At 39.6% G+C, this 11179-nt stretch carries 6 protein-coding genes and 1 pseudogene; 3 read left to right on the top strand and 4 right to left on the bottom strand.

Features of this window, described 5'->3' with window-relative positions; genetic code table 11:
• From F6K23_RS20585 to F6K23_RS20575, 3 genes are all read right to left on the bottom strand, one after another.
• Positions 1–1217: SdrD B-like domain-containing protein (locus tag F6K23_RS20585; protein WP_293159264.1), on the bottom strand; the 1217-nt coding region annotated here is incomplete at its 3' end.
• A 723-nt stretch (positions 1218–1940) separates the two neighbouring features.
• Entirely contained in the window at positions 1941–2138 is a 198-nt protein-coding gene (locus tag F6K23_RS20580; RefSeq protein WP_293159262.1) for a hypothetical protein, read from the bottom strand.
• A 1290-nt stretch (positions 2139–3428) separates the two neighbouring features.
• A complete protein-coding gene (locus tag F6K23_RS20575; RefSeq protein ID WP_293159260.1) occupies positions 3429–4625 on the bottom strand; it encodes a phosphoglycerate kinase in 1197 nt (398 codons plus the stop codon).
• A gap of 965 nt (positions 4626–5590) precedes the next feature.
• Here F6K23_RS20575 and F6K23_RS20570 point away from each other — a divergent pair.
• Positions 5591–6001: a universal stress protein gene (locus F6K23_RS20570; protein WP_293159258.1), complete on the top strand. Its 411-nt coding sequence runs from the start codon at positions 5591–5593 to the stop codon at positions 5999–6001.
• 308 nt (positions 6002–6309) lie between these two features.
• On the opposite strand, the gene F6K23_RS20565 is transcribed toward F6K23_RS20570, so the two are convergent.
• On the bottom strand, positions 6310–8016 hold the full coding sequence (locus tag F6K23_RS20565; protein ID WP_293159256.1) for a SulP family inorganic anion transporter: 1707 nt from the start codon (positions 8014–8016) through the stop codon (positions 6310–6312).
• Between the two features lie 524 nt (positions 8017–8540).
• Between F6K23_RS20565 and ylqF the strand changes: the two genes are divergently transcribed.
• Entirely contained in the window at positions 8541–9422 is an 882-nt protein-coding gene (gene ylqF, locus F6K23_RS20560) for a ribosome biogenesis GTPase YlqF (RefSeq protein ID WP_293159254.1), read from the top strand.
• Between the two features lie 502 nt (positions 9423–9924).
• Positions 9925–11146, top strand: a pseudogene (locus F6K23_RS20555) (RNA-guided endonuclease InsQ/TnpB family protein).
• The last annotated feature ends 33 nt before the right edge of the window (positions 11147–11179 follow it).

Genomic DNA, 11179 nt, shown 5'->3' with positions numbered 1-11179 from the left:
GTAGTTTCGGTGGCATCAAATGTTCCATCACTATCAATATCTAATTTGACTTCTACTCCTGCTATTCCTTCACCTGTATCTGGTGTACCGTTGCCATTTTCGTCTAGGAATATGGTGTCTCCGATAGTACCTGTGGGAGTTGCGACAATTCCTGCATCCACATCTAGATTTTCTTCACCAGGTGCTAGGATGACTACATCTGTCATGCCATTGCTTGGGTCAGCATCGGAGTCAGCAGCATCATCGCCACCTTGGTCTTGAGCGGTGAATTCAAATCCTTCCGGTAAGTCAGAGAATGTGACTTTATACTCTTCACCAGGGTTGAGATCCTCGAACTTATACATACCATCTGCATCAGTGGTAGTAGTTACTGTGGTGTCGTCGTTCCCTTGGCCAATTATACCATCTTCTCCACCACCAGTTAAGGTGACAGTTACTCCTTCTACTCCATTTTCTCCATCATCTTGGATACCATCGCCATCAGTGTCAAAAAATACCTTGTCTCCTAAAGAAGCAAGGAATTGAGGAGATAATTCCACACCAGCAATGATGATTTGATTGTTATCTGGTGGTACAAGGATAACAGCTACTTTTTCTCCTTCCTGGGGGACAAAATCAGCATTATTCTGTGCTTCAATAACAATTGCAGCTACATTGGCATCACTAATTCCACCAAACATATCAGTGAAATAATTTCTGAAATCGTTACTGAGGTTGGGAGTACCATCTATTAATTCCCAAATTGCTGTTTGGATATCAGCTGCACTAAATCCTTGATTGATAAATGTGTCCTGGTTATTAATTAACCAATTGACCATACCTAAATTCTGAGGATTCTGTACCCCACGATTCGTTAATTCATCATAAATACTTGTGTCATAGCTGGAGTAGACTGAAGCTGAGAAATCTGTTGGATCTGTCTCGTCAGCATCAACACCGAAAGTTGGCAGGTTAACATCTTGATCGTCAGTGTCCCCATCACCATTATAATCATATCCAGCAAATGTTAATGCTGCATCAAAATCTATACAATAACTATCAAAAGAACCATTGATAAGGTTAGTGGAATCATTGATTTTCAGATCGAAATAACTGGGTTCACCCAAGGCAATATCCAAGTTTTGACCTTGCGGTCCGCCTTCTGAAATATTTCTTTGGATAGCGGTGACTGTAACCTGTTCAGGCAGAATATTTTTCAGATTGTTAATATTGCTCATAGTTTGTCTCTAAACAAAAAGTAAAAATGGATGTAATACTAAATCCGGTTTAGACAGAAGCTTTATTATGAAGGCAAGGCAGAAGGGTTAGCGGCACTTTAGCAAAAAATGCCTTAAAAAAAGCCTTGAATCCTTGCTGTGCAAGCTTTTAAACTCAAAAATCTATGTCTTGATATATCTAGGTTTAAGCCATTTTTAGCCTGTTGACGTATTTTCTTTGCTACCGTTGAATTTGAAGCCATTTTCACCGTCAAAAATATCAAAGTCCCGTTAGAGATGAATTTGAAAAAGGTACTTTTGATAACCGGATTTGGTATGAATGGAGCGGGTAATACAGGATATTTTTCGGCGTTGCATCACCATGAGATGATTTTGATATGTGTCAAAAAATTTGTTTTGATCTATCAACATTTTCAGATGCGTGCAAATGTGATGATCATCCCGCAATTATGCAACACCTATTTTTCAGATTTTCAATCTTGCTAATAGTTTGTATAGCAACTGCCAGAGCGGTTAGGACAGAAAAAAGTATCAAATTATTAGACTATCTCATAGAGGCGATATAGCTGCCGCACTTGCTCTGCCAACGCTATGTTTCTCGTTTATGTCCTAAGCGCCTTGGCAAATGCTATCTCTAACAAAAAGTAAAAAGGGATGTGAATAGAACAGATAATCAAAGGTGACCTCTATATAGCTGTCACCCCAATTAATATTTAACCTTTGTTACTCACCTTTTTTTTGTGAATCTCCACGTTTTACAGCTAGCAAACTACCTCCAGTGAATGCCATCAGACTGATCACACTCATGGGTTCAGGTACTTCTTGAGGATTAGGGGGCAGTACAACGTTGGCAAAAGCAGGTAGAGAAGAACCAACAACAGCGATAGTGGTAGCAGCAGTGAACAAAGTATTTTTTAACATGATTCGATAGAACTCCATAAAATTTGCTTGATGTCATTATCTTATTTCGTTTTTCTTGAAAACTGCAAGAGGAAAAATACAGTTTCATCGAATCTTCATTGAATCTTCATGAAATTCACTTACATCTTCATTATCCCTTCATAAAAGTATTAGTAAAAACTCGTATTTATAACTATATATATATAGTAGGCTTGAAATGCATTGATCATAAAACCGTATAGCAACAAAATTGATACATTCATAGTAGCTTTGAAAAGCATTGAGTATCAAACCGTATAGCAACAAAATTGATACATCTTTTTTTTTTAATATTTCTTTATTTAATCTTTTTCCTGTAATATTTCTTTATTTAATTTTTTTTTTATATTGCTATAGTTGAAAATTGTAAAGTCAAAAAACATATCTTCAATTAATAAAAATTAACTTAAATATTCATCTCTAACAGGACTTACGCAAATGGATTTTTAAAGCACCATCTGTAGGGGTGCAATTCGGAGCTTTCGGAACGCAAATGGCATTCGCACTAGCTATCTGTAGAGTCTCTGCGTAAGTCCTGAAGAACTTAACTTAACACACCCGTTTTCAAACTCAAGGATTGGATAATGAGTTATATGATATCCGGTTTAATAGTTATAAATAACGAGTCATGACAGGTCCGAATGATTACAGCACTTTTTAGGATAGTGAGGTACAGTTTATTAATTCTCTGTTGCCTTCCGGAGCTGTTGCCTAAAGTCCTAAATTTTGTACCTCACTAACTCCGAAACTGCTGTAAGTATAATAAAAATGTTCTCCTCATAAATGTTGAATAAATATCTTACATTTGCGCTCCATTTCCGGTGTACCCTCTTGAATTTACACCTACTATCGCGCCATCTAACACCTAAAATTTTTATGTTCGCAGCGCGGAACGGAGTTCTATCGCGCTACCCGAGCAGACATGATATCAGATCAAATCCGGTAGCATTGGTTTCAACAATTAATAATGAATAATGAATAATGAATAATGAATAATGAATAATGAATAGGGTAGCGATACCCCCATCGACTGTGACTCATTACTGATAAAAAACTTTCTCCTTCTCCTCCTCTTTCTTCCCCTGTGACTCAGTCCTCCTGTACCCCGCCAATCCGACGGCTCTCCTACCTGACTCCTCCGTCGTTGATTTATAACTGTTCAACCGGACATGATATTAATGAAAACTGCTATAACTTCTTCAAAAATGTAAAATGCTTCCCTATTTTAGAGTGTAAAACAGAGAAGCACCTACCGAGTTCGCTTAAAGCAATTTATGCTTCGTCTAAAGCAACAATACCTGGTAATTCCTTACCTTCCAACAATTCCAAACTAGCACCACCACCAGTAGAAATGTGACTCATTTTCTCACCCAAGTTCAACTGCTCCACAGCAGCAACAGAGTCTCCACCACCAATAATAGTAATAGCATCCTGCTTATCCGCAAGAGTACGCGCGATCGCTTCAGTTCCTTTAGCAAACTTCTCCATTTCAAACACACCCATGGGACCGTTCCAAATCACAGTTTGACAGTCTGCCAAAGCATCTTGGAAAACCTTTGCAGAGTCAGGTCCAATATCTAAACCCATCCAACCATCAGGAATAGCTTCAACACTAACGGTTTGAGTATTAGCTTCTGGGTCAAACTTATCAGCTACAACTACATCAGTAGGTAATAACATCTCCACGCCTTTCTCTTTTGCCTTAGCTTCCAGAGACTTCGCCAATTCCAACTTATCGTCTTCAACCAAAGACTTACCTACACTCAAACCACGAGCTTTGTAGAAAGTGAAAATCATGCCACCACCCAACAGCAGCTTATCGCACTTATCCAACAAAGCATCAATCACACCAATTTTACTAGAAACCTTAGAACCACCAATAATAGCAGCTAAAGGTTTTTGGGGATTATCAATTGCACCTTGGAGGAATTTTAATTCCTTTTCAATTAAATAACCACCTACAGAAGGACTCAAATATTTAGTCACACCCTCAGTGGAAGCATGAGCACGGTGAGCAGTTCCAAAAGCATCATTCACATATACATCCGCTACAGAAGCAAGTTGCTTGCCAAACTCTGGGTCATTTTTTTCCTCTCCAGGGTAGAAGCGAACATTCTCCAGCAACACTACATCACCATCTTGCATCGCTGCCACAGTAGAAGCTACTTCCTCACCAATGCAGTCGTCACACTTTTTAACTTCCTTACCCAATACTTCAGAGAGTCTTTCTCCCACAAGAGTCAGACGCATATCCTCATTTACTTTTCCCTTTGGACGTCCAAAATGGCTAGTCAAGATAACTTTTGCACCTTTGCCAATTAAATCTTGAATTGTGGGAAGAGCTGCCCGAATCCTAGTATCATCTGTAATACTACCATTATCAACAGGCACATTAAAGTCCGCCCGCATGAGTACTTTTTTGCCAGATAAGTCAGATGCCGATAAATTTGCTACAGTTTTTTTTGTCACAGGATTAATCTCCTAAGTATTTGTTTTATCAATGTCCATTAATGGGGTATGGCCCATAAGCGGATAAAATGCTCATAAATGGATAAAATTAGGTTACACCAATTCGTTCACGGTAAACATTTTATCGGAGTCCATGCCCCAACTTTGATGTCGGCAAGGGGTCTCCCACTATACAAATGTTAACGACAGAGGAATTGCCGACCAACAAATAAACCGCGTAGCGTCCACTTAGAGCTTCCGTTGTGTGCTTTTTTTGTGTTATTGTGATTAGACTGAGAGTTTCTACTTAGTTAACAATTTGCGCGATTTATCGACATAATACGCTAGTTCTCACACGCAAGTAGTAACGAGGGTGAAATTTGTATCTTCTGCACTAATCGCTGCTATTCGCATTTCTGGCAGTCTATCCATATAGACATAGACCTTTCCAGAAATCCCGCTCCCTACTAGGAAGGGCGTAGTAAGGGTTTGAGGACTTTTTTAGTTATGTTAATTGACAAAGACTTAAATGTAAGTATAGAGTGTAGAGATGCGGTTGGCTTGACCTCAATGCCTGTGGATGAGTAACCACCGACGGCCTTAGGGACGTTGCATGCAACGTCCGTACAGCAGGAAGTAAACATCAACTTGTCACGTTATGTGACGCTTTGTATCAGTTTTATGAAGCAGTAAGCGGTAGTACGCACCTGAGAGAACCATGAAAACAAATAGTGAGTATGGGGTTCAACTGGTGAAGTTCGCGCTCAACCCGTGAAAAGCTCAAACTATTGAGGGAATTGGGGTACAGGGTTGTTTAGTACAAAAAGGCGGTGGGTCTCACCGTTTCTGTCTGCGGAGGGTTAAGTGGTTGCACTCCCTGTGTTCGCGTAGCGTTGCGCCAGCAAAACAGAAAACCCTATCCGTGAGGTTGGGAAGCCTACATCATAATTTTTGATTTAATGTAGGAGAACGTCACATATACTTCTATGTTTAAAACAGTTCTATTTCCTGTAGACCGTAGCCGAGAAGCTCGCGAAGCTGCGGATAAAGTGATTAACATTGTCAAGACATATCAAGCTCGCTTGGTAGTAATTTCAGTGCGAGAAGTAGTTTCAGAAGGCCAGGAAGCATTTCACCCAGAAATGACTTCTGAGCAAACAGTTACCCAACTTTTAGAGGAAGCTAAGGCTCTATTTGCCGAGCAGGGTATTGAAGCTGAAACAATCCAAAGGGAAGGCCATCCGGCTTTTACTATCTGTGATGTGGCAGATGAGATTAATGCGGATTTAATTGTGATTGGCTGCCGAGGTACTGGTTTGAGTGAGGAAGGAGCTACTGATAGTGTCAGTAACCGGATTATTAATCTGTCTCCTTGTCCAATTTTGGTAGTACCTTAAATAATGAATAATTAATCATGAATAATTAATCATGAAATAAAGACAATAAATAATGAATAATTAATAATGAATAATTAATCATGAAATAAAGATAATGATTATTAACTATTAATTGTTAATTATTAGATGTTTATTTAGTTAAATTAAATTCTGATAATTATTAATTGTTAATTATTCATTATTCATTACCATTGATACCTGTTTAATTTGCTGCTGGCAATTTCCCTCCCGTTAAATCGCGGATTATAACGGGAGACCCCTTGCCAAATCAAGTTGGGAAAAATCCTGTTTCTGTGAGAACAATAGGATTAAGAACTTGGAACAGCAGGTTTTTGCATATCTTCATAGATAGAGGTTTGTTTTTGCTTCACTATTTGTAAACCTTCCTGAAGTGCAGTCAGGCGATTGCCCATCCAGTAATTCTCTGGAATTAAGCCAGCAATTCCCAGTTTTTCTAACCGACGTTTTACCTTTCCAGTTGCTCCAACCATAATTATATTTCGTCCAGCGTCAATCGCCTCTTGAATGGCATTTTCAATCGCTAAAGAAGAAGTCACCCCTAGAATTGGCACTTCACTCAAATCGACAATCAACACATCATAATTATCAATGGCACTATGTTCTCTGGAAATTGCTTTGGCTACTCCAAAAATCATTGGCCCGCTCAAATGAAACAGCAAAACTCGGCCATTTGCCCAATCCAAAATTTGCTTTTCTTCATCAGTCATTACGATTTGATCGTCTGCATCAGTAATCGCTTTTACAGACTGAGATTGCATTTCTTCGAGACGTTCAATGGTTAAAATATTGGCGATAAAAACTCCCACGGCAACCGCTACCATTAAATCCACAAATACCGTGAGGAGTACCACACTATAAACAATTCCGGCAGCTTTCCAAGAAATGTTGTGAACCCGTTTGAGGAAACCCCAATCAATAATATCAATTCCCACCTTTAAGACAATTCCTGCTAACACAGCTAGGGGAATTCCGGAAGTTAAAGGTGCCGCCCATAACACAACAATCAACAGTGCTAAAGCACGACTAATGCCAGCTAAAGCGGTGCGTCCCCCCGCTTGGATACTAACTACAGTTGCTGTTGTGGCTCCAGAACCAGCAATTCCACCGCATAAACCTGTAATTAAGTTAGCCACCCCTTGACTGATTAATTCTTTATTAGATTTATGTTCAGTTCTGGTCAAACTATCTGACACCAAACAAGTTAATAGACAATCAATAGAACCCACCATACCCAAAACCATGGCATTCACAAACATTAACCGTAAATTTTCAGCGGTAAATGTAGGCATTTGCAGTTGTGGTAAACCGGGGGTAATTTCTCCAATTGTAGCGATCGTCCGAATTTCAATGTTTCCAAAGAAAATTAAAGAAATCGCTGTGCCAATTACCAAAGCTATTAGTTGGGGAGGGACTAACTTTTTTAGTTTGGCGGGACAAAAGAACAAAATTCCTAAAGTAATTAATCCTAGCAACGTTTCCCATGGATTAATATTGGCAATCAAATTAGGGAAAGCCTTTATCACGCCAATTACTCCACCAGAGGGAGTTTCTTGACCGATAAACGGCGCAATTTGCAAAAAAATCAAAATCACACCAATTCCTGTCATAAAGCCAGAAATGACGTTATAAGGAAGCATCGTAATATACTTCCCCAACCGCAGGACTCCAAATAGGATTTGAAAGATACCCGCCATCATCACCACGGTAAAGGCCATTGCTAGACCATTTTCAGGATTTACGGCCATTAATTCGGCGATAACAGCGGTGACAATGACCGTCATTGGTCCAGTTGGTTCAGAGATTAGACTGGGGGTGCCACCAAATAAAGCGGCAAAAAATCCGACTAAGATTGCTCCCCACATCCCCGCAGCAGCACCTGCTCCAGAAGCAATTCCGAAAGCTAGTGCCATTGGTAGGGCCACCACTGCGGCAGTCAACCCGCCAAAAATATCTCCTTTTAGGTTTCGGAAATGAATCGTATTGGTAATTTGCATGAAAGATTTCCCTGAATCACAATTAAGATGCTACATCTGAATAATGCAAATACGATCCTAAATTTATTTGGCCATTTGGGCGATGGGCGGTGGTACTCCCAATAATTACCGAAAAATTCAGGTATCAAGCCTCTTAATTTATTAAGAAGAGGTAATTCTAAATTCTAAATTCTAAATTCTTGTGTTCCAATGCTCTTAATTTATCAGAAGAGGTAATTCCAATTTGATAAATGTCTGTTACAAATGGTAGGGACGCCCTTATGCAACGTCCGTACGAAAGAAGGAATAGGGAAGAAGGAAGAAGGGGTAAATTTTGAAAAAAAGGGAAAAAAAATAGATATAACTATCTCAAATTAACTGGAGCAGCTATTTCTAAGTATATCCGATGAATATGTACCTTTTTGTAGCATTCTTTTTTCAAATTGGTAAAATTATAAATTATAAATTATAAATTCTAATGCTCCAATCCTCTTAATTTATTCAGAAGAGGTAATTCTAAATTCTAAATTCTAAATTCTAAATTAATGACTATACAATGGTATCCGGGCCATATTGCGAAGGCCGAACGAAATCTTAAGGAACAACTGAAACGGGTTGATGTGGTTCTGGAAGTTAGAGATGCTCGTATCCCGCTGACTACTAATCATCCCCAGGTGTCTGAGTGGGTGGGGAATAAGGCGCGGGTATTAGTTTTGAACCGTATGGATATGATTTCTTCGGATGTGATGAAGATTTGGCAGGAATGGTTTGAAGCTGAGGGACAAGTGCCTTATTTTACTAATGCTAAGTTGGGTGATGGGGTGAAGGGTGTGGCCAAGGCGGCGCGGGAAGCTGGTCGTGCTGTTAATCAAAGAAGGCGCGATCGCGGGATGTTACCTCGTCCTGTTCGTGCTGTGGTTATTGGTTTTCCTAATGTGGGAAAGTCTGCTCTGATTAATAGGTTGTTGAAGAGGAAGGTTGTTGAGAGTGCTAGACGTGCTGGTGTGACTAAGCAATTAAGATGGGTACGGATATCTGATGAGATTGAATTGTTGGATGCTCCTGGGGTAATTCCTAGTAGGATTAAAAATGAAGAGGATGCGATTAAGTTGGCTATTTGTGAGGATATTGGGGATGCTGCTTATGATAATCAGCGAATTGTTGCTAGTTTGATTGATTTGTTGATGTCTCTAGAGGTTGATAGTAATGGTTTTGTTTCTGTCTCTAGTTTAAAATCTCGTTATGATTTAGAAGCGAGTAATTATACAGGTGAAAGTTATTTACATGAACTAGCAAATCTACTTTACCAAGGAGATATTGAGCGTACTGCTAGACGAATTTTGGATGATTTTCGTAAGGGTTTATTAGGGCAAATACCTTTGGAGTTACCACCAAGGGCAAGTCAAAAGTCAAAAGTTAAAAGTTAAAAGCTACAGAGGCAATATGGGAAAAAGATTGAAAGCAAGCATTCAGCTAGCTCGCTGTCAGCTAGCCTCCTACGGAGGAACTGTGGCCTTCAGCAACAAGACCTTCTTCTTAAGGACAGTGTTTAAATTAACAACTGACTTTAAGAGCAAGGGAGGCAACTTTTGTAGTCAGACAATTAATAAAGCTTTTATCCTAAATTAAAAGTAATAGCTGATAGCTGATGGCTGACAGCTGAATGCTTACGATTGAAAAATACTCCAGTTTTTCCAATCTACACAATCATATTTTTACTCTAAAGAGGCTAAAATATTTACAGATAAAGGCTTTGAAAGTTAATCAGCAAGTCTTAGATAGGGCTTTAGCCCTACTAGAAACAATATTACCGGAAAATTGGGGTAGGTGCCTACCCCTTTTAGGGGGACTTTATTATTGCATATAGTTACAGATATGCTCAACTGTGTGGTAAGGTTTTATCGTGGCATTAAACGATAAAACATTTCTATGCTCATCTATGAAATGAAGTTGCAAGGCACACAAGGCCAATATAATCAGCTAGATTCAGCCATTAGGACTGGTAGATTTGTGCGCAATCGCATTATCCGAGCATGGATAGATAGAGAAATTCATAGTCGTAACGATGCCTACAAATACTGCACAAAACTAGCACACAATCGAGAGTTTCCCTGGACAAAGCAACTCAACTCAATGGCTAGACAAGCTCATGCTGAGAGAGCATGGGCAGCAATAGAAAGATTCTATCGAAACTGTAAAGCTAATGTTGCTGGTAAGAAAGGTTTTCCCAAGTTTAAAAAATACCTTGTGAGAGACTCAGTAGAATACAAAACTAGCGGATGGAAACTATCAGAAGATAGACGCTATTTAACTTTTACTGATGGTTTTCAAGCAGGTACTTTTAAACTTTGGGGTAGTCGAAACCTTCATTTCTATCAAATCAATCAAATCAAACGAGTCAGAGTTGTCAGAAGGCATGATGGCTACTATGCTCAATTCTCAATTGACCATACTAGGGAGGAGAAGAAAAATCTTACAGGAAAGCAATTAGGAATAGACTTAGGTTTAAATCATTTCTACACTGACTCAGCTGGTGAAAAAGTAGATAATCCGAGATTTTTGAGACAAGGTGAACGTAAAATCAAGAAACTACAACGTCGCCTTTCTCGCACTCAAAAGGGTAGTCAAAATAGGAGTAAAGCTAGGAATAGGTTAGGTAGAGCGCATCTGAAGGTTTCACGCAGACGTAACGACTGGGCAGTTAAATTAGCACAGCGCGTCATACAATCTAACGACTTGGTAGCGATAGAAAACCTGAAAGTGCGTAATATGATGAAAAACCATAAGTTAGCGAAGTCTATAGCAGATGCAGCATGGTACAGGTGAGCGAGAATGGTTGGAGTATTTTGGCAGAGTCTATGGTGTGCCTGTAGTAGCAGTAGAACCTGCATATACGTCTGTAAATTGTTCAAGCTGCGGTGAAACTGTTGTCAAGACCCTCAGCACCAGGACTCATCAATGTCCAAACTGTGGTTATGTTGCCGACAGGGATGAGAATGCAGCAATCAACATACTCCAATCAGCATTAAGAGAATTAGCAACTACCCTGGGGCACAGGGAAAGTCACGCCTCTGGAGAGAACGACCTCTGCTTGAATGAGGAAACTCAGGCAAGTAAGTTGACTCGACGAAAGAGGAAGGTCTCACAGTGATGTGGGAATCCCCTCGCCTTTAGGCAGGGGAGG

Source organism: Okeania sp. SIO2C9 (genome assembly GCF_010672455.1).
Taxonomy (GTDB): domain Bacteria; phylum Cyanobacteriota; class Cyanobacteriia; order Cyanobacteriales; family Microcoleaceae; genus Okeania.
Note: the sequence above shows the minus strand (reverse complement) of the source record. Positions and strands in the feature narration are given on the sequence as shown.

Excerpts from the sequence above, each read along its gene's own strand:
- ylqF (WP_293159254.1), top strand. The coding sequence starts at position 8,541 with ATGACTATACAATGGTATCCGGGCCATATTGCGAAGGCCGAACGAAAT.
- F6K23_RS20570 (WP_293159258.1), top strand. The coding sequence starts at position 5,591 with ATGTTTAAAACAGTTCTATTTCCTGTAGACCGTAGCCGAGAAGCTCGC.
- F6K23_RS20580 (WP_293159262.1), bottom strand. The coding sequence starts at position 2,138 with ATGTTAAAAAATACTTTGTTCACTGCTGCTACCACTATCGCTGTTGTT.
- F6K23_RS20565 (WP_293159256.1), bottom strand. The coding sequence starts at position 8,016 with ATGCAAATTACCAATACGATTCATTTCCGAAACCTAAAAGGAGATATT.